The sequence below is a fragment of the Anabaena sp. UHCC 0399 genome (genome assembly GCF_034931465.1).
Classification (GTDB): Bacteria; Cyanobacteriota; Cyanobacteriia; order Cyanobacteriales; family Nostocaceae; genus Trichormus; species Trichormus minutissimus.
On the sequence record NZ_JAYGGZ010000023.1, the window covers coordinates 67,475 to 91,008 of the forward strand.

Sequence of the window (23,534 nt, forward strand, 5' to 3'; positions counted from 1 at the left end):
CAATTGCTACAGCCGGGGGAACTCCGGCAACGCAGTGGCTCAACTTTGTGCTTATTTCCGCCGCGCTGTACTAGTAGTTTTTACTCAGTGCGCTGCTCAACGCGACGCTACTGCTAACACGATTCATTACTCTTTCTGCCTGATGCTTAAACACAATCACAGATAAATAAATATGTTTAAGGGAATCTCCACTCAGCAACTTTTTTACAGGGGCAAACAGCTGTTTAGTATTAGTTTGTTTGCTGCATATACACTTCCAGCTACCAGTACCGTTGCTGCACAGGTAGCCAAGCTCAATAATTGGCGTTTCTATCCAGACGCAGGGAAGTTAGAAATTAACCTTTCAGTCGGCAAAACACCAAATTACTTCTACCTTTCCGAACCGCCGCGCATTGTCGTTGATATTCCCGATACCAAGTTAGGTAATATCCCCACCCAACAAAATTATGCTGGTGCTGTCCAAAGAATTCGTGTTTCCCAATTAAACGCCAACGTTACCCGCATAGTTTTAGATTTAGCAACCGGAATTTTTGTAGATCCTAACCAAGTAAAACTACAACCTATTTCCCAACAAAACCCAACTCGCTGGGTTTTACTTCCTTTTATTGGCGGCTCTAGACAACTGAGCAATACCAACAATTCATCGAGCAATCCTTTACCAACACAATATAACTATTTACAGTTACCCAATACCCTATCTCCAACAATTACAAGTCCACAGCAACCTTTTGTTACTGTACCTCCCCTCAATTCTAGCAATTCTGTTCAAATACAAAATTCTCCTCCATCTCCCACAAATTTCCCCACTCCGACTATCTCAACCCAACCCAAGAATCCACCCATTACTACTAATCCAGTAGTGATTGAATTTGGTCAACCTCTACCTAAATAACATGGGTATTGGGGACAAATCAATTCAAAATTCAAAATTCAAAATTCAAAATTAAATAACTGGGGACTGGGGACTGGGGATTAGGGATTAGGGACTAGGGAGAATAACTATTACCTGTCACCTGTTCCCTGTCACCTGTTCCCTTCACTACTAAAATCTTTCAGTTTCCTGTTGTGGTGCAACTGCTCCTGGTTGAGACAAGAAGAAATTTTGTCCTGCCTCATTCTGATAAATACATCTAATATCAGGTTTTTCACTGTCTAAACTACCAGTAAAACCAAAAGTATTCAGGCGATTTTTACATTCTCTCACCTGGGCAGATGTCACGAGCTTGCGTTGTTCTAGAATTGCCCAGTTGTTTTGACGGATTACGCATCCAGGACGCATACTTGGTTGGGCAACATAGACATTAAATGGGTTGAGAGTAACGAATAATCGAGCGTCCATTACCATTGAACTTGCTCCATACTGTACGCAAATCTCAGGATTCGGTGCTTTAGTATCAATAAATTCACGCGAAGCCACATTGGATGGAGTTAACGTAGTTGTGGAACTAAAAGCAATCCCGATTCCAATTCCCAGAATCAAAACCCCACCCAAAATGGCAATAGTGGTGAAGTTAAACATGGAGGATTGGAAACCAGAAGGTTTAGATGTAGTAGCCGATCTACCAGTTGATTTACGTCTCATTTGTGCCTATTAACCTTCACGCCTGAAAAAGCCGATAGTATCTCCCTATTTTAGTATGCCGATTTGTAACTATATTTGCCCGCAACTTTCTGGACAAATATTTGGTGTGAAAAACTGAGTATGGGGCATTGGACGATTCAATGAGTCGCTCTTTCATAAATTCGCTCACCAACAAGACTAGCTGCAAACAAATTTTTTCCAAGTTGTTCTATCTTCTCAGTCAACAAAACGCTAATCTGACTGGGTAAGCGGATAAAAAGCAACGATGACTCAAACTTCTAACATTCGTAAGTTGTTGATCGATGGCAAACTAGGTTTACTACCTTATTTAGATCAACGCCTCAGCGACATTGAACAAACTCTAAAGCAGCAAAAAAATCTGCAACTACAGCCTTATGATGTCCAGTTAGGTGGCTGTAATACTTTGGCAGCGAACGAACCTAGACCAGCAATTACCCAGTCAGTTTCTCTAAAATTTATCCTTACTGGCAATACTCAGGATAAATTAGAACTATTACTTTTAGCTTCCGAATTGCAAAATGATCTAGATGCAGCCATTTTCGAGTGGAGTAACCGCGAGTGGCATCAGTTTGAGAAACCGTTGAAGCGTCCAGTAACACAAATTACAGGCGGTTTAGATTACGAAGTTTTAGACAAACCTAATCCTTTGGCTCAGATTACCATTTATCGAGAATTTGATTTAATCTACCCAGTCGGGTTTTGAAAAAAATATAGGTTTTGCTCATCAATATTTGAGTGTTACATCAAAAAATTAGGCGATCGCAGTTTGCCTAATACATTGCAAAAGCGATCGCCTAAATCTTATCTCAGACAGTCAACAAGTGACATTGAGTAATGAGTAGTGAGTAGTGAGTAGTGAGTAGTGAGTAGGTAGAGGCATTGTATTTTTCTCCCCCTGCTCCCCCTGCTTTCTTTTCCCCAATCCCCAGTCCCCAACAACTAAACAGCCTGATAACTAGCAGAGAAAGTGTCCTTGAGAGGCCGCCAACGGAAAGAGCGATCGCCACCTCTTTCTACGACTACTTTCACTTTTGGCTCTAAACTAGGCAGAGTCGTCAAAAATTCAACTTCCTGATCAGAAAGGATATGTCCTTCAATAATCCACAACACCAACCCTTTAGACTTTGGTGGTAACTGCTCTAGTTGGTAATTAACAATTGGTGGTAAATAGTAGACATTACCCACTGCTGCACCGTTACCAGAACTTTTTTTCCCAAGGTGGGGAGGTCTGACACCGTGAACTCCTGTAAGATAAGCGGCAACATCACCCAATCCCCTAGCAGTCATGGGTAGAGTCACATAGCCAGCAGCACGCAGACGACGGCGATACCGACCTTCAAAACCCCCTTCTAAGGGTACATAAACCCCTAAAGAACCAAATTTTTCCAGATTGCGTTTGAAACCGTTGCCAGTGGTAATTAGTGCCATAAATTTTGCGTATGATTGTCCTATCCCACTTTGATATCTCTATTATTGACCCTGAAGTGATAGATCAAGTTAGATCACAAAGCTTATGCTTTAGATTAAGCTAAACTCAATTTTATCAAGAAAGGCAGAGTGTAGAAAGCTGAGGAGACAAAGAAAACGTTTTTACCCAATGCCCAATGATACTAGTCTTGTAAAAATTAATCTTTAATTTTCTAGACAAAGATTAGTCTATAGTATATAGTATTAGATTGTGACCATTTGTGCTAATTAAGCTACCACACAGTCAATATTTTGAGCGATCGCTAGCGTGAAAAGTTAACGAAAAGCTTCACCAGGAAAACAACCAGGTTGAAACAGCTCAAAGACTGGTAAACTTAGAAAGCTTTTAGGTCAAGATCAGGGTAAAAAGCTCAAAAACAAAGCCCACCCTCATCACGAGGCTACACACACTCCTGTAGTCATAAAGGATAATGAAAACCTAGCACTCAAGGTTGGATTTGTTCAGTGAATGAAAAGCTGAGTAGTGATGTTAGCTGGATGACATTACATTAGTCTCAGTAGAAAGGATACTGAGCGGCAAAAGCTGCTTAAGTCCAACTGAGCCAGGGCAGTCGCGCCAAATCGGGAGACCCGTTAATCGCGCTGCCTCCAGAAAGTGCCTAAGCAACTGCTGGGACGAAAGCGTTGCTGCACAAAGTGCAAAGCTCTAAAGCATTGCCTTGATACCAGAAGTTATTCCTTCTTTCAAGAAGGCACTTGTGGCTGTGCTGGTGAAAGAGTGAGTGCAACTGAATAAAATCACCAAACAGTAACAACACAGCTTGTTGTGTCCGGGAGGATCGACAGCAGCAAAAACTGCTTTCGACTCTGAGATTCGTCCATCGTCACCGATACTTACATAGTGTGTGTTTAAAAACCCAATTTCAAGGTCAGCAAGTAGAAAGGAGAGCCAGTTACCGTGTCTGTAGGCATTCTCGGCACAAAACTGGGCATGACCCAAGTCTTTGATGAAGCAGGAGTAGCAATTTCTGTCACCGTCGTCCAAGCAGGTCCATGCGTAGTTACCCAAATTAAAACGAAACCAACCGACGGATACACAGCTATTCAAGTTGGTTATAAAGAAGTTAAGCCCAAAGCACTAAACAGACCATTGCTGGGTCACTTAGCTAAATCCTCAGCCCCAGCATTACGGCATCTGAAAGAGTATCACACAGAAAGCCCTAGTGATTATGCTTTAGGTCAAGAGATTAAAGCAGATATGTTTAGTGCGGGTCAAATTGTAGACGTTATCGGTACAAGTATTGGTCGGGGCTTTGCAGGCAACCAAAAGCGGAATAACTTTGGTCGTGGACCAATGTCACATGGTTCTAAAAACCATAGAGCTCCAGGTTCGATTGGTGCAGGTACAACCCCAGGTCGTGTTTATCCAGGTAAACGGATGGCAGGGCGTTTAGGCGGTACTCGCGTCACAATTAGCAAACTAACCGTAATAAAAGTAGATACTGACCGCAATATATTGCTCATCAAAGGAGCAGTTCCTGGGAAGCCTGGAGCATTGCTAAATATTGTGCCAGCCAACATAGTTGGCAAGTAGTGCTGAGTCTTAACTGTTGACTGTTGACTGACTTCAGACTATGGACAAACGACAAAGGACACAAAGATGGTTGAAAGTGTAGTTAAAAATTGGCAAGGAGAAGAAGTTGGACAAAAAGAGTTCAACTTGCGTATTGCCAAAGAAGAAACGGCGGTTCATATTGTCCACCGCGCCCTAGTAAGGCAAATGACCAACTCTCGCCAAGGAACTGCCAGCACCAAAACGCGTGCGGAAGTTAGAGGTGGTGGTCGCAAACCCTGGCGGCAAAAAGGCACAGGTCGCGCTCGTGCAGGTTCTATTCGTTCACCATTGTGGCGTGGTGGTGGTGTAATCTTCGGGCCTAAACCCAGAGATTTCAACCTAAAAATGAATCGGAAAGAACGGCGGTTAGCATTGCGGACAGCCCTAGTCAGCCGTGTAGACGACTTGATTGTAGTAGAAGAATTTAATAACGAGTTATCCCGTCCTAAGACTCAAGAGTTGGTAGCAGCCCTAGCCCGTTGGGGTGCAGCACCAGAAAATAAGACACTATTAATTTTGTCTGAGTTTACTGAAAACGTTTACTTGTCAGCCCGCAACGTAGAAAATCTCAAACTCATTCCTGCTGACCAACTAAATGTTTACGATATGCTACACGCTGACAAGATTGTCATCACAGCATCAGCTTTAGATAAAATTCAGGAGGTCTACAATGCCTAAGTTTGACCCCCGCAACCTGCCTGATTTAATCCGTCGCCCCATCGTTACCGAAAAAGCGACCATTCTTATGGAACAAAACAAATATACCTTTGAAGTTGTTCCTAAAGCCGATAAGACACAAATTAAAGCGGCAATCGAAGACTTATTTCAGGTAAAGGTTGTAAAAGTAAATACCGCACTACCACCCCGCAAAAAAAAGCGCGTTGGTAAATTCATTGGTTTTAAGCCCCAATATAAAAAAGCGATCGTCACAGTCGCAGCTGGGGATGTAGACAAAATTAGACAAGTATTATTCCCAGAGGTCTAAGATATTATGGGTACTCGTTCTTATCGTCCTTATACCCCCAGTACCCGCCAAGTTACCATCTCTGACTTTGCGGAAATTACTAAAACCGAACCAGAAAAGTCACTCACGGAATATAAACACCGTGCCAAAGGTCGGAACAACCAAGGGCGGATTACTAGCCGTCGTCGGGGTGGCGGACACAAGAGACTTTATCGAATCATTGATTTTAAAAGGGATAAACGTAACATCCCAGCCACACTCATAGCTATTGAATACGATCCCAACCGTAACGCGCGGATTGCCCTGCTATCTTATGAAGATGGTGAAAAACGGTATATCCTGCACCCAAATGGGTTGAAAGTAGGCACAACAGTCATTGCTGGTCCAGAATCTCCCTTTGAAGATGGCAATGCTTTACCTTTAGCTAACATTCCTTTAGGTACTAGCGTTCACAACGTAGAATTAATCGCTGGTAAAGGCGGTCAAATTGTACGTGCTGCTGGTGCTACCGCGCAAGTTGTAGCTAAAGAAGGTGATTATGTCACACTCAAGTTACCTTCGGGAGAAGTTCGCATGATTCGGCGTGAATGTTACGCCACCATCGGACAAGTAGGTAACACCGATGCTAGAAACCTGAGTGCAGGTAAAGCTGGGAGAAACCGTTGGAAAGGTCGCCGTCCCAAAGTTAGAGGTAGCGTGATGAACCCTGTAGATCACCCACATGGTGGTGGTGAGGGTAGAGCGCCTATTGGTAGATCAGGTCCTGTGACTCCTTGGGGTAAACCAACATTGGGTGCTAAGACACGTAAACCCAAGAAAGCTAGCAGCAAATTGATTGTCCGTCGTCGTCGTAAATCTTCTAAACGCGGACGTGGTGGTCGGGAGTCCTAGAATTTTAGATTGGAAATTTTGGATTTGAGATTGGGTCTGTTGGTCAAGCATTAATGATTTTGTGAACGCCCTCTGAGACACCTATTTATCCGAAATTCTAAATCCGAAATTCTAAATCCAAAATCCAAAATCCAAAATCCAAAATTGCACTATGGGTCGTTCTCTTAAAAAAGGTCCTTTTATTGCGGATCATTTGTTAAGCAAAATTGAAAAACTGAATGCTAAAAACGAAAAACAAGTTATTAAAACTTGGTCGCGAGCTTCAACAATTTTGCCCGAAATGGTAGGCCACACCATCGCAGTTCACAACGGGCGACAACACGTACCCGTATTTATTAGTGACCAAATGGTGGGGCATAAGTTGGGAGAATTTGCTCCCACACGCGCCTACAGAGGCCATGGCAAAAGTGACAAAAAAGCGGGGAGATAGTCATTAGTCATTAGTCATTAGTCATTAGCTGAAGACGCATGACAAATGACCAATAACCAATGACCAAAATGGAGAAACATATGGCTACTGATACTACTGAAGTAAAGGCGATCGCCCGTTTTATACGCATCTCTCCCTACAAAGTACGTCGCGTACTTGATCAAATTCGGGGTCGCTCCTATAGAGAGGCACTGATTATCTTAGAATTTATGCCCTATCGAGCCACTGAGCCTGTGCTGAAGCTCCTGAGAAGTGCTGCTGCTAACGCCGAGCATAATGCAGGATTAGATCGCACTCAATTAGTGATTACTAAGGCATTCGCCGATCAAGGCCCAGTACTAAAACGTTTCCAACCTAGAGCGCAAGGTAGAGCTTACCAAATTCGCAAACCAACGTGTCATATCACCTTAGCTGTAGCAGCTGATGCTAACGCTAAGTAATTTATATACACATAAAATTGCGTAAAGTAAGAAATTTTAGAGGAAACATTTGTGGGACAGAAAATTCATCCAGTTGGCTTTCGTCTGGGAATTACCCAAGAACACCAATCACGTTGGTTTGCCGAACCCGATCGCTATCCAGAACTCTTACAAGAAGACTACAAACTCCGTAAATACATAGAGCAAAAATTGGGTAGATACGCTCAAAACAATGCTGGTATTTCCGAAGTACGGATTGAGAGGAAAGCAGATCAAATTGATCTAGAAGTACGTACTGCTCGCCCAGGGGTAGTAGTAGGTCGTGGTGGTCAAGGCATTGAAGCATTGCGGACAGGACTACAAGATTTGCTCGGTGGTCATCGTCAAATCCGCATCAACGTAGTGGAAGTCCAAAAAGTTGATGCTGATGCCTACTTGATTGCTGAATATATTGCTCAACAACTAGAACGCCGTGTTTCCTTCCGTCGGGTAGTGAGACAAGCAATTCAACGCGCTCAACGTGCAGGTATTCAAGGCATTAAAGTGCAAGTCGGTGGTCGGCTCAACGGTGCAGAAATTGCCCGAACCGAGTGGACTCGTGAGGGTAGAGTACCCCTCCATACCTTACGGGCTGACATTGACTACTCTTACTGCACAGCCAAAACCGTTTACGGCATTTTGGGGATCAAAGTGTGGGTATTCAAGGGAGAAATTATTCCTGGACAGGAAGAAGCCCCATCCCAACCAACAACTCGTGAACCTCGCCGCCGTCAACAACAGCGTCGTCGTCAGCAGTTTGAAGACCGTTCTAATGAAGGATAAAAGGGGACTGGCGACTGGTGACTGGTGACTGGGCAAAAAACCGCACCCAATCCCTCATCCTTAATCCCCAATCCCTCATCCCTAATCCCTAGTAAAAGTCATGTTAAGTCCTAGAAGAACTAAATTCCGCAAACAACAGCGCGGACGGATGGGCGGTTTAGCCCACCGTGGGAGTACCCTCAACTTTGGAGATTTTGCACTCCAAGCTCAAGAACCAGCTTGGATCACCTCTAGACAAATCGAGGCTTCCCGTCGAGCAATGACACGCTACATCCGCCGGGGTGGTAAAATCTGGATTCGGATTTTCCCAGATAAACCCGTAACAATGCGTCCGGCTGAAACCCGGATGGGTTCAGGTAAGGGTAATCCAGAGTTTTGGGTAGCAGTAGTTAAGCCAGGGCGGATTTTGTTTGAAATCGCCGGGGTTACTGAAGAAATAGCTCGTGAAGCCATGCGTTTAGCGGCATACAAGCTACCCATCAAGACCAAATTTATTGTGCGATCTCAAGTAGAAGTAGAGGAGCAGGAGTAGGTTATGCCTCTTCCCAAAATTGCAGAAGCTAGAGAATTAAGTGACGAAAAGCTGGCTGAGGAAATTACCGCCGTCAAAAGACAACTGTTTCAGTTGCGCTTGCAAAAGGCCACCAGACAGTTAGAAAAACCCCACCAGTTCCGCCATGCTCGCCATCGCCTAGCCCAACTACTAACAGTAGAAGGAGAAAGGAAACGGGCAGCAAGTCAACCGCCTCAAGAAGAAAAGTAGGAGATTATGGCAATCAAAGAACGAGTTGGCTTGGTAGTGAGCGATAAAATGCAAAAAACAGTGGTTGTTGCCATTGAAAACCGCGCTCCCCATCCCAAGTACGGCAAGATTGTAGTCAAAACACGCCGCTATAAAGCTCACGATGAAGAAAATAAGTGCAAAGTGGGCGATCGCGTGCGGATTCAGGAAACTAGACCCCTGAGCAAAACCAAACGCTGGCAAGTGGCAGAAATCCTCAACACTAAAGCTACAACTTGATAGTTGTGCATAAGGGAGACCAATTGTGATTCAACCCCAAACTTACCTGAATGTGGCAGATAATAGCGGCGCACGCAAACTGATGTGTATTCGTGTCCTAGGAGCGGGTAACAGACGTTACGGTTTTGTGGGCGACAGAATTATCGCCGTTGTTAAAGATGCTATTCCTAACATGGCAGTCAAAAAATCTGATGTTGTCGAAGCTGTGATTGTTCGCACCCGCCACAACATCAGTCGTGATAGCGGTATGAGCATTCGCTTTGATGATAACGCTGCCGTCATCATCAACAAAGATGGTAATCCCAGAGGCACACGGGTATTTGGCCCAGTAGCACGGGAACTGCGCGAAAAAAGCTTTACTAAAATCGTTTCTCTTGCTCCGGAGGTGCTGTAATGGCCAACCAAAAGGATCAACCTAGATTCCAGAAAATGCACGTCAAAACTGGTGACACAGTGCAGATAATTGCGGGCAAAGATAAAGGCAAAGTTGGCGAAGTGATTCAAGCACTGCCTCAACTAAGCAAAATCATTGTCAAAGGTGTCAATATTAAAACCAAGCACGTCAAACCCCAACAAGAAGGGGAATCAGGGCGGATTGTTTCTCAGGAAGCTCCGATTCATAGCTCTAACGTGATGCTTTATTCCACGAAGCAAAACGTTGCTAGTCGTGTTTGTTACACTTTCACATCCGAAGGGAAGAAAGTCAGAAAACTCAAGAAAACTGGTGAAATTCTCGATAGCTAGAGAATTTACCGACTTGAGATTTTAGATTGTAAATTTAATCTCAAATCTAAAATCTGAAATTAAAGTGTCCCTGACCAAGACCAGGGAAAATCAGGACAAAAAACTATGGCGACAACAAGACTCAAAACCTTATATCAAGAGACAATCGTCCCCAAACTGATTAATCAGTTTGAATACACCAACGTTCATCAAGTGCCAAAGTTGGTGAAAGTAACTATTAACAGAGGTTTGGGAGAAGCGGCTCAAAATGCTAAGTCCCTAGAAGCGTCCTTAAACGAAATTGCGGTGATTACTGGCCAAAAACCAGTGGTGACAAGAGCGAAAAAAGCGATCGCTGGCTTCAAGATTCGTCAGGGTATGCCTGTTGGTATCATGGTGACACTTAGAGGCGAGAAAATGTATGCCTTTTTCGACCGATTAATTAGCTTGACACTGCCTAGAATTAGAGACTTTCGCGGTATCAGCCCCAAAAGCTTTGATGGACGCGGTAACTATACTCTCGGCGTCAGAGAACAGTTAATCTTTCCAGAAATCGAATACGATAGCATCGATCAAGTCCGTGGTTTAGATATTTCCATTATCACCACAGCGAAAAACGACGAAGAGGGACGCGCTTTACTTAAAGAATTTGGAATGCCCTTTCGCGATCAATAAGTTCATCTAAAGAGGGAACGATGGCGGCTAACGACACAATTGCAGATATGCTGACGCGCATCCGCAATGCCAACATGGCAAGGCATCAAATTACACACGTGCCAGCCACAAAAATGACCCGTAGTATTGCTAAAGTGCTACAGGAAGAAGGCTTTATTGCGGAAATTGCAGAAGACGGTGAAGGCGTAAAACGTAACCTAGTGATTTCTTTGAAATACAAAGGTAAAAATCGTCAACCCCTGATTACTGCATTGAAACGGGTGAGTAAACCAGGTTTACGTGTTTACTCCAACAGAAAAGAATTACCAAGGGTACTCGGCGGTATTGGCATTGCCATAATTTCCACATCTAGTGGCATTATGACTGACCGTGAAGCCCGTCGTCAGAACGTCGGTGGTGAAATACTCTGCTACGTTTGGTAGTGAATTATCAGTTGTCAACTGTCCCTTAAGGTAATCTTCTCCTCCAGCAAGACTACTCTGAACGAGAAGCCCTACCCTCTGCTAATGCGAAAGGGAATGTCAGTTAATCACGGGAAAAACCCCTTGGCGTGGCCTCCCGTAGAGAAGATCACACTGAAAAACAACTGAAAAAGGATAAAGGACAAAGGACAAAAAGTCATGTCTCGTATTGGTAAACGTCCAATTACTATTCCCGCCAAAGTACAAGTGACTATTGATGGCACAAAAGTTGTCGTGAAAGGCCCTAAAGGTGAACTTTCCCGGAATTTGCCAGCTAATGTCATAGTTTCTCAAGAAGGGGAAATATTACAAGTAACTCGGAAGGATGAATCTCGCACCTCCAGACAAATGCACGGCTTGAGCCGGACTTTGGTCGCCAACATGGTCGAGGGTGTGTCCCAAGGGTTTCAACGACGCTTAGAAATCCAAGGTGTGGGTTATCGGGCGCAAGTACAAGGGCGTAACCTAGTTCTGAATATGGGTTTCAGCCATCAAGTCCAAATTGTACCACCAGAAGGAATTCAGTTTGCTGTAGAAAATAACACTAACGTCATAGTCAGTGGTTATGACAAAGAAATAGTAGGCAATACAGCAGCCAAAGTTCGTGCCGTTCGTCCACCTGAACCCTATAAGGGTAAAGGGATTCGCTATGCAGGCGAAGTGGTCAGACGTAAAGCTGGTAAGACTGGTAAGGGTGGTAAGAAGTAAACATGAAACTTACTCGTAAAGAATCAAAACAGCGTCGTCACAGACGCATCCGGGGCAAAATCAAAGGTTCGTCAGAACGTCCACGGTTAGCGGTATTCCGCTCAAATGAGCATATTTATGCTCAAATAATTGATGACACGCAGCATCAAACTTTAGCAGCAGCATCAACTTTAGAAGCAGATTTGAAATCTAGTTTAGCTTCAGGGGCTACCTGTGAAGCATCCGCACAAGTCGGTAAATTGATTGCAGTGCGATCGCTAGAAAAAGGCATTAGCAAAGTCGTCTTTGATCGCGGTGGTAACTTGTATCATGGTCGAATCAAAGCACTAGCCGAAGCCGCACGCGAGGCTGGTTTAGATTTTTAAACAGTCAAAAGTCTCAGGTCAAAAGTCAAAAGTAATTGACTATTGACTATTGTCCCTTGCGGGTTCGCCAGTCGCTCATGGGGGAGACCCCCAAGATCGCGCTGGCTCACTGTTGACTATTGACTATTGACTAAATAGAGAGCATAGATTATGGCAACTGGTCGTCGTAAAGCTAACCGCACAAAAAAAGAAGAAACCACCTGGCAAGAGCGGGTAATTCAGATCCGGCGGGTAAGCAAGGTCGTCAAAGGTGGTAAAAAACTCAGCTTCCGGGCAATCGTCGTCGTTGGTAACGAACGCGGTCAAGTGGGTGTCGGAGTAGGTAAAGCCTCTGATGTTATTGGAGCTGTGAAAAAAGGTGTTGCCGATGGCAAAAAACACCTCATAGACATCCCCATTACCAAATCCAACTCAATTCCACACCCCATTGATGGTGTTGGTGGTGGTGCGAAAGTGATGATGCGTCCAGCCGCACCTGGTACTGGGGTAATTGCTGGTGGTGCTGTCCGCACAGTGTTGGAATTAGCTGGCGTGCGCAACGTTTTGGCTAAACAACTTGGCTCTAATAACCCACTAAACAATGCTAGAGCCGCAGTCAACGCCTTATCTACCCTGCGTACCTTGACCGAAGTCGCTGAAGACCGAGGCATTGCTATTGAAAAACTCTACATTCAGTAGAGTTACTGTTACAAATTGTTTGTGTAAACAGGTGTCAATTACATCATGAGACTTAACGATGTTAAGCCCCAAAAAGGCTCTAAAAAACGCCGTCGCCGTGTAGGTAGAGGTATTGCTGCTGGACAAGGTGCTAGTGCTGGTCTAGGGATGAGAGGTCAAAAATCTCGATCTGGTAGCGGCACCCGCCCTGGTTTTGAAGGTGGTCAACAGCCATTGTACCGCCGTATACCTAAACTCAAGGGCTTTCCTTTAGTTAATCGGAAAATTTACACTACGATTAATGTAGAGAAGTTAGCCGCTCTTCCTGCCAATACAGAAGTAACATTGGAATCCTTAAGAACAGCAGGTATTTTGACTGCTGCCAAAGGCCCACTGAAAATCTTGGGTAATGGGGAAATAGGCGTGGCACTTACAGTGAAAGCAGCAGCTTTTACAGGACAAGCTCGGAGCAAAATTGAGGCGGCTGGAGGGAGTTGTGAAGTTTTAGGTTGAGCCAGAACAGCGCACTTAAAATACTAGCCAACTTGCTTCCAGTGCCTGGTTCATGATAAAGGTAGCACTCTATGATCAGTCGAGATAAAGCCCCAACGGCTCAAGAAACTTTTATGCAGATGGCACAAGCAGCTGGACTGAGAGGTAGGCTGCTTGTCACTGTCGGTATTTTAATTTTGGTTCGCCTGGGTATCTTTTTACCCGTACCAGGAATTGATAGAGGTAGGTTCGCTGAAGCCATATCGGGCAATAATTCTATATTCGGTTTATTGGATATTTTCTCTGGGCGAGGACTTTCTACTTTAGGGGTTTTTGCTTTAGGGATTTTGCCCTTTATTAATGCGTCCATTATTATCCAATTGCTGACGGCGGCCATTCCATCTTTAGAAAATTTACAGAAAAACGAAGGCGAAGCTGGTCGGCGGAAAATTTCCCAAATCACACGCTATGTAACTGTAGGTTGGGCAATTGTTCAAAGTGTGGCTTTCTCGGCTTTATTTCTGCAACAGTTTGCCTTAAATCCCGGTCCTATATTTGTAGCGGAAACAGCGATCGCCCTGACAGCCGGCTCTATGTTTGTGATGTGGGCATCGGAACTGATCACAGAACGCGGTGTTGGGAATGGTGCATCTTTGTTGATTTTTGTCAACATTGTTGCTTCCCTACCCAAATCTTTAGGTGACACCATTGACTTGGTGCAAGTTGGTGGTAGAGAAATAGTTGGACGGGTAATTGTGTTGGTGTTGGTCTTCTTGCTGACAATCGTTGGGATTGTCTTCGTTCAAGAAGGAATCCGCCGCATCCCCATTATTTCAGCCCGTCGTCAGGTAGGTAGAAGAGTATTAGCAGAACAACGCAGCTATTTACCCTTGCGGCTCAACTCTGGCGGTGTCATGCCGATCATTTTTGCGGCTGCCATTCTCAGTTTGCCTTTGTTGATTGCTAACTTCACTAAAAACCCTGACTTGGCAAATATCGTCAATACCTATTTGAGTCCAGGCGGTTCTGCACCTTGGGTTTATGCTCTGGTTTATTTAACATCGATTGTTTTCTTCAGCTATTTCTACTCTTCATTAATTGTCAACCCAGTTGATGTAGCGCAGAACTTGAAGAAGATGGGTTCTAGTATTCCGGGGATTCGCCCAGGAAAAGCTACAAGCGAGTATATTGAGCGGGTAATTAACCGACTCACTTTTTTAGGCGCGATCTTTTTGGGCTTGGTTGCCATTATTCCCACGGCTGTAGAAAGTGCTTTGAAAGTACCAACCTTTAGAGGACTAGGTGCTACATCTTTGTTGATTCTGGTTGGTGTGGCAATCGATACTGCCAAGCAAGTCCAAACCTATGTGATCTCTCAGCGATATGAAGGAATGGTGAAGCAATAGTGACTCGATTAATCTTCTTGGGGCCGCCTGGAGCAGGTAAAGGAACGCAAGCTCAAATCTTGGCAGAACATTTACATATTCCTCATATTTCCACTGGGGAAATATTGAGGCAAGCCATGAAAGAGCAAACTCCTTTAGGAATTAAAGCTCAAAGCTATGTTGATGGCGGTGAGTTAGTTCCTGACCAGTTGGTACAAGACCTAGTAGCAGAACGTCTAGACCAGCAAGATGCCAAATCCGGCTGGATTTTAGATGGTTTTCCTCGCAAGGTAACACAAGCAGCTTTCTTAGAGGAATTGCTGCAAAAAACCGGTCAAGGTGGCGAAAGAGTAGTCAATTTAGATGCCCCAGATGTAGTGGTGGTAGCACGGTTACTAGATAGAGGACGCAAAGACGATAGCGAAGAAGTAATTCGTCGTCGCCTAGAAGTTTACCGCAACGAAACTGCACCATTAATTGATTATTATCGCGATCGCCAGAAACTCCTAACTGTCAATGGCGACCAATCCCAAGCAGACGTCACTGTTGAATTACAAAGTGTAGTAGGTTCATAGACTGTAACCAGGGGGTAGGAGGTCAAAAATTCAAAAAACTCACTACTCCCTTTTTGTTCCAGACGCCCGCCGATATTTAGCTAAGATATATTAATAAACTGTTGATATATTTCTCGAACTGTGTTCTCGTGCAGAGGAGTGCTGCGACAGAACAAAAAATTGTTGAATTGAGGGATAAAACTTGTCTAAGCAAGATTTGATTGAAATGGAAGGGACAGTCACCGAATCATTGCCAAATGCGATGTTTCGTGTGGATTTGGACAATGGATTTAATGTTTTAGCACACATTTCTGGAAAAATCCGCCGCAACTACATCAAAATTTTGCCTGGCGATCGCGTCAAAGTAGAACTAACTCCTTATGACCTGACAAAAGGTAGAATTACTTATCGGCTGCGGAAAAAGTAGATATATGTATGGAAGTCTACCACAAAACAATTTATTTGGGTGTTACCCATTTACTTAATTGAATAAATTTTCCTAGAAATGCTATAATTTAATATTTGGAGTCATTTACAAAAGGCATGAAAGTTAGAGCCTCAGTCAAGAAAATTTGTGAAAAATGTAACGTGATCAAACGTCGTGGTCGCGTCATGGTGATTTGCGTCAACCCTAAGCATAAACAACGTCAAGGATAATCTTCTCAAACACTGAAGATTGGTGTGTAACCAAACATCATCACTCAACAAAGTATAGACGCGTCAACTGCGTTTTTAGATCAGCAACTGCGATAACAATAGGGAGAGATTAATTGTGGCACGTATTGCCGGAGTAGACCTACCACGCGACAAACGCGTTGAGATTGGTCTAACCTATATTTACGGAATTGGATTAACAAGGTCGCAAGCAATTCTGGCAGCTACAGGAGTTAATCCTGATACCCGTGTCAAAGAATTAAGCGATGCTGATGTTGCCTCCTTGCGGGCAGAAATAGAAAGCAACTATCAAGTTGAAGGTGACTTGCGACGCTGGGAATCGCTGAACATCAAGCGATTGGTTGACATCGGTACTTATAGAGGTCGCCGTCATCGCATGGGCTTACCAGTCAGAGGACAAAGAACTCGCACTAATGCTAGAACCCGTCGGGGTAGAAGGCAGACAGTGGCTGGTAAGAAGAAAGCTCCTGGTAAGTAATTTTCCTATACTTGCTAACCTCAGCAAGTTTCCCTTTAAATTAACTGAACAAATATGGCGAGACAACCGACTAAAAAATCTGGGAGTAAGAAACAGAAGCGTAACGTCCCCAACGGGATGGCCTACATCCAGTCTACTTTCAACAATAGCATTGTCACTATTACCGATCAAAATGGAGATGTCATCTCCTGGGCAAGTGCTGGTTCTAGTGGTTTCAAAGGTGCAAAGAAGGGAACACCTTTTGCAGCGCAAACAGCTGCTGAAAGTGCCGCCCGCAGAGCTATAGACCAAGGGATGCGCCAAATTGAGGTAATGGTAAGTGGCCCAGGAGCAGGACGAGAAACTGCGATTCGCGCTCTCCAAGGAGCAGGACTAGAAATTACACTCATTCGTGATATTACACCAATTCCTCACAATGGCTGCCGTCCTCCCAAACGCCGCCGAGTGTAGATACACAACTTTTGACCGGTGAAGGTAAGCAGTTTCAGCAACCAAAATCACCTGCAATTACTGCTGGTAGGTTCTCAAATCAACCTACCAAGCGGGGTGATAATGAAACAACTTTCAACGGCTGGGGTGACGAAAAGTATATCAGCTCTTCCATGTGGGAGGGCTGCTAGATTTAAAATCACCCAAAACTATAGTGAATGCCCGTAAGCTTAATAGGCAGATCAAACATGGCTGCTCTGAGAAGTTGGCAGTTTGATCCACCGAAAGCCAGCCCAAGGCAATAAATTAAATTCCAGAGGCAATCAATTTGCCTGCTAGCAGCACCTTAAATAAGGGAGGCTACTCCGTGGCGCAATTTCAAATTGAATGTGTAGAGTCCAGTACAGAAGAAAGTCGGAGTCATTACAGTAAGTTTATCCTAGAACCTCTAGAGCGCGGCCAAGGAACAACAGTTGGCAACGCGCTGCGGCGGGTTTTACTGTCAAATTTAGAGGGAACAGCAGTTACAGCAGTCAGAATTGCCGGCGTTACACACGAGTTTGCCACCGTTCCAGGGGTGCGGGAAGATGTACTAGAGATCCTCATGCGAATGAAGGAAGTGATTCTCAAAAGTTACTCCTCTCAACCCCAGATTGGTCGATTACTTGTGAATGGCCCAGCAACAGTTACATCGGCACATTTTGATTTGCCCAGTGAAGTAGAAGTCATCGATCCTACTCAGTATATAGCCACCATTGCAGAAGGGGGCAAGCTGGAAATGGAATTTAGGATCGAGAGAGGTAAAGGCTATCGCACCGTAGAAAGGGGACGAGAGGAAGCCACATCCTTGGACTTTTTGCAAATCGACTCGATATTTATGCCCGTGCGGAAAGTCAACTATAGCGTTGAAGAAGCCCGTGTAGACGGATCGATTACCAAAGACAGACTACTCATAGAAGTGTGGACAAATGGTGGTCTTTCACCTCAAGAAGCACTATCTTCAGCAGCAGGGATTTTAGTTGAGTTATTCAACCCCTTGAAAGATATCTCGCTAGAACCAACAGATACAAGTTCCGAGATTCCAGACGATCCAACAGCTCAGATCCCCATCGAAGAGTTACAACTTTCTGTCCGGGCTTATAACTGTCTCAAGCGGGCGCAGGTTAACTCTGTGGCAGACTTGTTGGATTTCACCCAAGAAGACTTGTTAGAGATTAAAAACTTCGGTCAGAAGTCAGCAGAAGAGGTAGTAGAAGCTTTACAACGCCGCTTAGGTATTACCTTGCCCCAAGAAAGAAGCTCTAAACACAGCTAAACCAAAACCGTTCATACTTTCAAAGTGGATTTTTATGCGTCACCGTTGTCGGGTTAAAAAACTTGGTAAACCAGCTGACCAGCGTCGCGCCCTGTTGCGAGCGCTCACTACTGAACTAATCCGTCATGGCCGGATTACTACTACTTTAGTTCGGGCTAAAGTGCTACGCAGCGAAGTAGAAAAAATGATTACTCTTGCTAAAAGCGGCTCATTAACAGCACGTAGAGAAGCTCTAGGTTATATCTACGACAAACAGCTAGTTCATGCTCTGTTTGAGCAAGCCCCCACTCGATATGGTAATCGTCAAGGTGGTTACACCCGTATCCTCCATACCGTACCTCGCCGGGGAGATAAAGCTGAGATGGCAATCATTGAACTAGTGTAGAGAAAGCAGGGGTCTAGGGGTGTAGGGGAGAAATTTTGGCCCAATGCCCATAATTCTATGTTAGCAAGTCACCAGCCAACACCCACTCAGCGAGTAGCCTTGGTAATTCAATACCTAGGCACTCATTTTCATGGCTGGCAACGGCAAAAGCAGCACCGTACAGTTCAAGAAGACATTGAAACAGCGATCGCCAAAATTCTTGGCTATCATGTCACACTCCACGGTGCTGGGCGTACCGATAGCGGAGTCCATGCTGCTGCTCAGGTAGCCCATTTTGATGCTACAGGTTTCATCCCTGCTCATAAGTGGGCGGCAGTCCTCAATAGTTATCTGCCCGAAGATATATTAATTAGGGCTTCAGCAAATGTCAGCGACCATTGGCACTCTCGCTTTAGTGCAGCGTATCGACGGTATCGCTACACAATCTATACTGAAGGCTGTTCCAACTTGTTTGTGAAACCCTTCAGTTGGCATTATTATCATCCGCCCTTAGATGAATCACTCATCCAAGCTGCACTGAAACCACTTTTGGGAAAGCATGACTTGGCAGCTTTTCACCGAGCAGGGTCAAAGCGATCGCATTCCTGGGTGGAAGTACAAGCAGCAGAGTGTCATCGTCAAGGCCCATTTATCCATATTGAAATTCAGGCAGATGGATTTTTATATGGCATGGTGCGGCTGTTGGTGGGAATGCTAGTACAAGTAGGCTCTGGAAAAAGAACCCTGGCTAGTTTCACCGACATCTGGAAAGAGCAACGCCGCTTAGAAGTCAAATACGCCGCACCCCCCCAAGGCTTATGCTTGTTGCGGGTCGGATATCCAGATTTCCCCTTTTCCCCTGATGTTTGGTATGACACCATGCCAAAATTAGCTATTAGTCAAGAGTCATTAGTTAAAAGTCAAGAGTCCAATGCTTTTACTATAGACTATGGACTCTTAACTACGGACTCCCAAAAAAAATGACAAAGGATCAACAAACATGAGTAAAACCTACGTCCCTCCTCAAGAATCTCTTGAGCGTGATTGGTACATAGTAGATGCTACTGATAAACGTCTCGGTCGCCTCGCCAGCGAAATCGCCATGATTTTAAGAGGCAAAAACAAACCTCACTATACCCCCCACCTAGATACAGGGGACTTCGTGATTGTTGTGAATGCTGAAAAAGTAGCAGTTACAGGCAAAAAACGGACTCAGAAACTTTATCGTCGTCACTCTGGTCGTCCAGGCGGGATGAAGACTGAAACCTTCGCTAAACTACAACAGCGTTTACCAGAAAGAATCCTGGAACAAGCTGTCAAAGGTATGTTACCGAAAAATAGCTTGGGTAGGCAGTTGTTTACTAAACTAAAAGTCTACGCTGGGTCTACACATCCCCACGAAGCGCAAAAACCCACGGAACTTAACATTAATACAATTCCCGGAGCAGAAATTTAATGGTAGTAGCAGAAGCAAATAGCGGACGTGCCGTGTATTGGGGTACTGGTCGCCGTAAATCCGCCGTAGCACGGGTACGCTTAGTTCCCGGTAGCGGTCAATTGATTGTGAATGGCAAGCCTGGAGATTTGTACTTCCAATTCAACGCCAATTATTTAGGAGTCATCAAAGCTCCTTTGGAAACATTGGGACTAGAAAACGAATACGACATTTTAGTCAAAGCAGAAGGTGGCGGCTTAACTGGACAAGCTGACTCTGTGCGCTTGGGAGTAGCCCGTGCTTTATGCCAACTAGACCCAGAAAACCGTCCACCTTTAAAAGTCGAAGGTTACTTAACCCGTGATCCCAGGGCAAAGGAACGGAAAAAATATGGTTTGCACAAAGCCCGGAAAGCTCCTCAATACTCCAAGCGATAAGCGATTGGGGATTCAGGTATTGGTTACTGGACATTGGGCAATTCAATGAGTGGATTTTAGATTGGGTTTCAATCTAAAATCTAAAATTACCAGTCCCCAGTCCTTAATCCCTAGTAACGAATTACAAGCAAAAAGTTATAATTTTTATAAATTCACCACAAAAGGAACAATGGCTAAATCTGATATTCATCCCAAGTGGTATCCAGAAGCAAAAGTTTACTGCAACGGTCAAGTTGTGATGACTGTTGGTTCGACCAAACCAGAATTACACGTAGACCTTTGGTCTGGAAACCACCCTTTTTACACTGGTACTCAGAAGATTATTGACACCGAAGGACGAGTAGAGCGATTCCTGCGGAAGTACGGCATGAGCAGCACTCAAACCTCTGGCGAACCAGACAAAAAGTAGCGGGTTGGCTCTGCTGTTAACGACGACCCTGCGTTGGCTGGGTCGATTGTCATTTTTGGCCGAGCCAACTTGTTATTTTAAGGAGCTATCGCACTGAATTATGGCTGAAACATACTTACTGCAAAAACTTAAGTCAGTTGAAGAAACTTTTGATGAACTGACTCGTCGCTTGGCTGACCCAGATACCGCTAAGAACCCCGACGAGTATCAAAAAATTGCCAAGTCTCGTTCTTCCTTGGAAGAAGTTGTCAATACCTATGAAACTTGGAAAATATCTCAGGAAGAATTGATCGGGGCGCGTCAGATAGTTAAAGAGTCTAATACTGATCCAGAGTTGCAAGAAATGGCAGCACTGGAGGTACATGAGTTAGAAGAAAAGGTGGAATACCTAGAGACAAGATTGAAGGTATTGCTTCTGCCCCGCGACCCCAACGATGATAAAAACATTATGTTGGAAATTCGCGCTGGGACTGGTGGAGATGAAGCCAGTATCTGGGCGGGCGATTTGCTGCGGATGTACTCCCGCTATTCTGATGTTCAAGGCTGGAAGGTGAAACTAGTCAGCGAGTCTCTGGGTGAGATGGGCGGCTTCAAAGAGGTGATCCTGGAAATTCAAGGTGAGAGCGTTTACAGTAAGCTGAAATATGAAGCCGGAGTGCATCGCGTGCAGCGCGTACCAGCAACTGAAGCAGGGGGAAGAGTTCACACCTCCACAGCGACAGTAGCAATTATGCCAGAAGTGGATGATGTAGAAATCCACATTGACCCCAAAGATATTGAAATGACTACGGCTCGTTCTGGTGGTGCTGGTGGACAGAACGTCAACAAGGTGGAAACTGCTGCTGATTTGATGCACAAACCAACGGGAATTCGGATTTTTTGTACAGAAGAACGCAGCCAGTTGCAAAACAAAGAACGGGCGATGCAAATTCTGCGCGCGAAACTTTATGAAATCAAGTTACGGGAACAACAAGAAGAAGTAACTTCGATGCGGCGATCACAAGTTGGTACAGGATCGCGATCGGAAAAAATTCGTACCTATAATTATAAAGATAACCGGGTTACTGACCATCGTTTAGGTCAAAACTTCTCTCTTAACCCTGTTCTGGAAGGGGAGATAGAATCAGTGATCCAATCTTGTATTTCTCAAGACCAGCAGGAACAATTAGCAGAGTTAGCGGCTTCTGGCACTACTGCCTAATCACCGCCTTCATTAGTTATGTGAAAACCGCTTGTAGTTCTGTGTTTTTTAACACGGTCAAGCGATTTTCTAATTTCGCTTGCAGCCCTTCTTCAATTTCACTGGGATAGTGGTAGTAAGCAAACTCGTATTTCATGAGATAATTTAACCTCTGCCATTCCTTGAAAATTTCGCAGGCATAGATTAAATTTTCTATTTCCTGTTGCCAACGCAGAAAAATCCGATAGCTAAAAAAGCTACTGCAAACATTGCCTTTTGTATCCCAGAAGGAGATACAAATTTGATGCTTGAGGCAATGAATTTTTTTGATTTCCTTCACATCATAGCCTTTAGCTTTTAAAGTTACTTGTGCTTCGGTGTTAGATATGCCCCATTCTTTTGGTTTGATTTTATTAGCCGCAATTAAATTTTTATTTTTACGACGATATTGATTAATTTTATGTAGCTTACGGGACATGATGCACCTGTTCAATTAAACACACGGCTATGGCAGCGATCGCAAATTAATGCTTTTGCGCTCAAGACTACTTATCTAACAGTAATTTTTCTTATTACTTTAGTTGTAGGATTAAAACCTAAGATTATATACTTTACTGCTAAAACAAAATCCTGTCAATATACAAAGTAAGTCCGTGTGTAACTTTCTCTCAAACCTAACCTCCAAACCCTTCTCGGCTAGAGAAAGGGAGCAAGAATCAAAGCCTCTTTCCTTGTAGGGCAGAGAATAAGTTGCACATCGCGTAAAGTAAACTTGTAGTGTTACAACTTAATTTGTAAATAAAGTTGACTAGCCATAACAGCAGTGAAGCTTGAAAGCAGACAAAAACTGATTGAAATCATTAAATTAGCTCGTGGTTCGTTAAGTCAGCGAGCCTTTGGTAAATCTTTGGGAGTTTCTGCTACTGCGGTTCAGATGTGGGAGAAAGGCGTAAAAGTTCCAGATACGGAAAATCTGGCTCAAATCGCAGCTAAAGCAGGCTACACGATGGAAGAGTTATTATCTTGTCTTGAGGGTAGACCAATACAAGAAACCTCGGATTTGAGTTTGATTTTGAGACAAATTAAGCATATGCCTCTGAGTCAGGTAGCTCAGATTGTCCAAGCGGCGGCGGATAGATTAGCGGCTGTCGCGGAAGCATCAGAGGATGAAGCACCCGTTAGTTAAATCCAGAAATTTTGTAGCGGTTTTTACCATTTTTGTGGCTGAATTCATAACATGGGAATAATTAAAAATACGCAGCCTAATCGCACTATCAAGAATGGTAACAGCAACACCTGAAAGCCTGAATAAATTTGTTAGTTTTTGCCAGCAGCACATCACAGGACAAGAAAGGAAAGAAGCACAAACATTTTTAGACCGCTTTTTTCGGGCTTTTGGACATGAGGGCGCACTGGAAGCGGGGGCTTGTTATGAAGAGGCGATAAAAAAAGGCAGCAAGAAAGGTAAAACGGGTTTTGCTGATTTGGTGTGGAAACCCCGCGTGTTAATTGAGATGAAGAAGCGCGGGGAAGATTTGAGCAAGCATTATTCCCAAGCATTTGATTATTGGACGCGTTTAGTACCTCAACGTCCTAAAT

Annotated in this window: 38 protein-coding genes; 35 read left to right on the plus strand and 3 right to left on the minus strand. The window is 44.2% G+C overall.

Annotated elements, in window-relative coordinates:
• Positions 1–172 precede the first annotated feature (172 nt).
• Positions 173–892: an AMIN domain-containing protein gene (locus VB693_RS14210; RefSeq protein WP_323266837.1), complete on the plus strand. Its 720-nt coding sequence runs from the start codon at positions 173–175 to the stop codon at positions 890–892.
• Positions 893–1,042: 150 nt separating this feature from the next.
• Here VB693_RS14210 and VB693_RS14215 read toward each other — a convergent pair whose 3' ends face one another.
• Positions 1,043–1,582, minus strand: a complete 540-nt coding sequence (locus VB693_RS14215) for a DUF3172 domain-containing protein (RefSeq protein WP_190707433.1) — start codon at positions 1,580–1,582, stop codon at positions 1,043–1,045.
• 265 nt (positions 1,583–1,847) lie between these two features.
• Here VB693_RS14215 and VB693_RS14220 point away from each other — a divergent pair, with 265 nt between their 5' ends.
• Positions 1,848–2,306 carry a hypothetical protein gene (locus tag VB693_RS14220; protein ID WP_190707435.1) on the plus strand — a complete coding sequence of 153 codons (459 nt, stop codon included), beginning with the start codon at positions 1,848–1,850 and terminating at the stop codon, positions 2,304–2,306.
• A 236-nt stretch (positions 2,307–2,542) separates the two neighbouring features.
• Here the strand turns inward: VB693_RS14220 and VB693_RS14225 are convergent, their stop codons facing one another.
• Positions 2,543–3,031, minus strand: coding sequence for an NAD(P)H-quinone oxidoreductase subunit N (locus tag VB693_RS14225; protein ID WP_190707438.1), 489 nt, complete (start codon positions 3,029–3,031; stop codon positions 2,543–2,545).
• Between the two features lie 958 nt (positions 3,032–3,989).
• Here VB693_RS14225 and rplC point away from each other — a divergent pair.
• The 31 genes from rplC (at position 3,990) to prfA (ending at position 21,956) form a co-directional block, all read left to right on the plus strand.
• Positions 3,990–4,625, plus strand: a complete 636-nt coding sequence (gene rplC / locus VB693_RS14230) for a 50S ribosomal protein L3 (protein WP_190707441.1) — start codon at positions 3,990–3,992, stop codon at positions 4,623–4,625.
• A gap of 66 nt (positions 4,626–4,691) precedes the next feature.
• Positions 4,692–5,324 carry a 50S ribosomal protein L4 gene (gene rplD, locus VB693_RS14235; RefSeq protein WP_323266838.1) on the plus strand — a complete coding sequence of 211 codons (633 nt, stop codon included), beginning with the start codon at positions 4,692–4,694 and terminating at the stop codon, positions 5,322–5,324.
• On the plus strand, positions 5,317–5,631 hold the full coding sequence (locus VB693_RS14240) for a 50S ribosomal protein L23 (RefSeq protein WP_190707447.1): 315 nt from the start codon (positions 5,317–5,319) through the stop codon (positions 5,629–5,631). The genes rplD and VB693_RS14240 overlap by 8 nt, the downstream gene beginning before the upstream one ends.
• Before the next feature lie 6 nt (positions 5,632–5,637).
• The gene (gene rplB / locus VB693_RS14245) at positions 5,638–6,501 is read left to right on the plus strand and encodes a 50S ribosomal protein L2 (protein WP_190707449.1); all 864 of its coding nucleotides are present in this window, start codon (positions 5,638–5,640) and stop codon (positions 6,499–6,501) included.
• A gap of 151 nt (positions 6,502–6,652) precedes the next feature.
• A complete protein-coding gene (gene rpsS, locus VB693_RS14250) occupies positions 6,653–6,931 on the plus strand; it encodes a 30S ribosomal protein S19 (RefSeq protein WP_190707452.1) in 279 nt (92 codons plus the stop codon).
• An 80-nt stretch (positions 6,932–7,011) separates the two neighbouring features.
• Positions 7,012–7,371, plus strand: coding sequence for a 50S ribosomal protein L22 (gene rplV / locus VB693_RS14255; protein ID WP_190707455.1), 360 nt, complete (start codon positions 7,012–7,014; stop codon positions 7,369–7,371).
• A 51-nt stretch (positions 7,372–7,422) separates the two neighbouring features.
• A complete protein-coding gene (gene rpsC, locus VB693_RS14260; protein WP_190707458.1) occupies positions 7,423–8,172 on the plus strand; it encodes a 30S ribosomal protein S3 in 750 nt (249 codons plus the stop codon).
• Positions 8,173–8,272: 100 nt separating this feature from the next.
• Entirely contained in the window at positions 8,273–8,704 is a 432-nt protein-coding gene (gene rplP, locus VB693_RS14265; RefSeq protein ID WP_190707460.1) for a 50S ribosomal protein L16, read from the plus strand.
• Between the two features lie 3 nt (positions 8,705–8,707).
• A complete protein-coding gene (gene rpmC, locus VB693_RS14270) occupies positions 8,708–8,935 on the plus strand; it encodes a 50S ribosomal protein L29 (RefSeq protein WP_190707463.1) in 228 nt (75 codons plus the stop codon).
• Between the two features lie 6 nt (positions 8,936–8,941).
• Positions 8,942–9,193, plus strand: coding sequence for a 30S ribosomal protein S17 (gene rpsQ / locus VB693_RS14275; protein ID WP_103140480.1), 252 nt, complete (start codon positions 8,942–8,944; stop codon positions 9,191–9,193).
• Between the two features lie 25 nt (positions 9,194–9,218).
• Positions 9,219–9,587, plus strand: coding sequence for a 50S ribosomal protein L14 (gene rplN, locus VB693_RS14280; protein ID WP_190707466.1), 369 nt, complete (start codon positions 9,219–9,221; stop codon positions 9,585–9,587).
• Entirely contained in the window at positions 9,587–9,937 is a 351-nt protein-coding gene (gene rplX, locus VB693_RS14285; protein WP_190707469.1) for a 50S ribosomal protein L24, read from the plus strand. The genes rplN and rplX overlap by 1 nt, the downstream gene beginning before the upstream one ends.
• Before the next feature lie 105 nt (positions 9,938–10,042).
• Positions 10,043–10,591 carry a 50S ribosomal protein L5 gene (gene rplE / locus VB693_RS14290; protein WP_190707472.1) on the plus strand — a complete coding sequence of 183 codons (549 nt, stop codon included), beginning with the start codon at positions 10,043–10,045 and terminating at the stop codon, positions 10,589–10,591.
• A gap of 20 nt (positions 10,592–10,611) precedes the next feature.
• The gene (gene rpsH, locus VB693_RS14295; protein WP_190707475.1) at positions 10,612–11,013 is read left to right on the plus strand and encodes a 30S ribosomal protein S8; all 402 of its coding nucleotides are present in this window, start codon (positions 10,612–10,614) and stop codon (positions 11,011–11,013) included.
• A 198-nt stretch (positions 11,014–11,211) separates the two neighbouring features.
• On the plus strand, positions 11,212–11,760 hold the full coding sequence (gene rplF / locus VB693_RS14300; RefSeq protein ID WP_323266839.1) for a 50S ribosomal protein L6: 549 nt from the start codon (positions 11,212–11,214) through the stop codon (positions 11,758–11,760).
• Positions 11,761–11,762: 2 nt separating this feature from the next.
• Positions 11,763–12,125 (plus strand): 50S ribosomal protein L18, encoded by a 363-nt coding sequence (rplR, locus tag VB693_RS14305; protein ID WP_190707480.1) that lies wholly within the window; start codon positions 11,763–11,765, stop codon positions 12,123–12,125.
• Between the two features lie 150 nt (positions 12,126–12,275).
• Positions 12,276–12,803, plus strand: a complete 528-nt coding sequence (gene rpsE / locus VB693_RS14310) for a 30S ribosomal protein S5 (RefSeq protein WP_190707482.1) — start codon at positions 12,276–12,278, stop codon at positions 12,801–12,803.
• A 45-nt stretch (positions 12,804–12,848) separates the two neighbouring features.
• The gene (gene rplO, locus VB693_RS14315; protein WP_190707485.1) at positions 12,849–13,295 is read left to right on the plus strand and encodes a 50S ribosomal protein L15; all 447 of its coding nucleotides are present in this window, start codon (positions 12,849–12,851) and stop codon (positions 13,293–13,295) included.
• Positions 13,296–13,366: 71 nt separating this feature from the next.
• A complete protein-coding gene (gene secY, locus VB693_RS14320) occupies positions 13,367–14,680 on the plus strand; it encodes a preprotein translocase subunit SecY (protein WP_190707488.1) in 1,314 nt (437 codons plus the stop codon).
• On the plus strand, positions 14,680–15,234 hold the full coding sequence (locus VB693_RS14325) for an adenylate kinase (RefSeq protein ID WP_323266840.1): 555 nt from the start codon (positions 14,680–14,682) through the stop codon (positions 15,232–15,234). Before secY ends, VB693_RS14325 begins: the two co-directional genes overlap by 1 nt.
• Positions 15,235–15,415: 181 nt before the next feature.
• A complete protein-coding gene (gene infA / locus VB693_RS14330; protein WP_006276978.1) occupies positions 15,416–15,640 on the plus strand; it encodes a translation initiation factor IF-1 in 225 nt (74 codons plus the stop codon).
• A 116-nt stretch (positions 15,641–15,756) separates the two neighbouring features.
• On the plus strand, positions 15,757–15,870 hold the full coding sequence (gene rpmJ, locus VB693_RS14335; RefSeq protein ID WP_015129703.1) for a 50S ribosomal protein L36: 114 nt from the start codon (positions 15,757–15,759) through the stop codon (positions 15,868–15,870).
• Positions 15,871–15,985: 115 nt separating this feature from the next.
• Positions 15,986–16,366, plus strand: a complete 381-nt coding sequence (rpsM, locus tag VB693_RS14340) for a 30S ribosomal protein S13 (protein WP_190707492.1) — start codon at positions 15,986–15,988, stop codon at positions 16,364–16,366.
• 54 nt (positions 16,367–16,420) lie between these two features.
• The gene (rpsK, locus tag VB693_RS14345) at positions 16,421–16,816 is read left to right on the plus strand and encodes a 30S ribosomal protein S11 (protein ID WP_010998331.1); all 396 of its coding nucleotides are present in this window, start codon (positions 16,421–16,423) and stop codon (positions 16,814–16,816) included.
• 346 nt (positions 16,817–17,162) lie between these two features.
• A complete protein-coding gene (locus VB693_RS14350; RefSeq protein ID WP_190707495.1) occupies positions 17,163–18,110 on the plus strand; it encodes a DNA-directed RNA polymerase subunit alpha in 948 nt (315 codons plus the stop codon).
• Positions 18,111–18,144: 34 nt separating this feature from the next.
• A complete protein-coding gene (gene rplQ / locus VB693_RS14355; protein WP_190707498.1) occupies positions 18,145–18,495 on the plus strand; it encodes a 50S ribosomal protein L17 in 351 nt (116 codons plus the stop codon).
• 57 nt (positions 18,496–18,552) lie between these two features.
• Positions 18,553–19,458: a tRNA pseudouridine(38-40) synthase TruA gene (gene truA, locus VB693_RS14360; RefSeq protein ID WP_323266841.1), complete on the plus strand. Its 906-nt coding sequence runs from the start codon at positions 18,553–18,555 to the stop codon at positions 19,456–19,458.
• Between the two features lie 16 nt (positions 19,459–19,474).
• Positions 19,475–19,930, plus strand: coding sequence for a 50S ribosomal protein L13 (rplM, locus tag VB693_RS14365; RefSeq protein ID WP_323266842.1), 456 nt, complete (start codon positions 19,475–19,477; stop codon positions 19,928–19,930).
• A complete protein-coding gene (gene rpsI / locus VB693_RS14370) occupies positions 19,930–20,346 on the plus strand; it encodes a 30S ribosomal protein S9 (RefSeq protein WP_323266843.1) in 417 nt (138 codons plus the stop codon). Before rplM ends, rpsI begins: the two co-directional genes overlap by 1 nt.
• A 169-nt stretch (positions 20,347–20,515) precedes the next feature.
• Positions 20,516–20,755, plus strand: coding sequence for a 50S ribosomal protein L31 (gene rpmE, locus VB693_RS14375; RefSeq protein WP_323266850.1), 240 nt, complete (start codon positions 20,516–20,518; stop codon positions 20,753–20,755).
• A 100-nt stretch (positions 20,756–20,855) separates the two neighbouring features.
• Positions 20,856–21,956 carry a peptide chain release factor 1 gene (prfA, locus tag VB693_RS14380; protein ID WP_323266844.1) on the plus strand — a complete coding sequence of 367 codons (1,101 nt, stop codon included), beginning with the start codon at positions 20,856–20,858 and terminating at the stop codon, positions 21,954–21,956.
• A 16-nt stretch (positions 21,957–21,972) separates the two neighbouring features.
• On the opposite strand, the gene VB693_RS14385 is transcribed toward prfA, so the two are convergent.
• Entirely contained in the window at positions 21,973–22,413 is a 441-nt protein-coding gene (locus VB693_RS14385; RefSeq protein WP_323266845.1) for a hypothetical protein, read from the minus strand.
• Between the two features lie 345 nt (positions 22,414–22,758).
• Here VB693_RS14385 and VB693_RS14390 point away from each other — a divergent pair, with 345 nt between their 5' ends.
• Positions 22,759–23,121, plus strand: a complete 363-nt coding sequence (locus VB693_RS14390) for a helix-turn-helix transcriptional regulator (RefSeq protein ID WP_323266846.1) — start codon at positions 22,759–22,761, stop codon at positions 23,119–23,121.
• Between the two features lie 94 nt (positions 23,122–23,215).
• The coding region (locus tag VB693_RS14395; protein WP_323266847.1) for a type IIL restriction-modification enzyme MmeI at positions 23,216–23,534 on the plus strand (319 nt) is incomplete at its 3' end.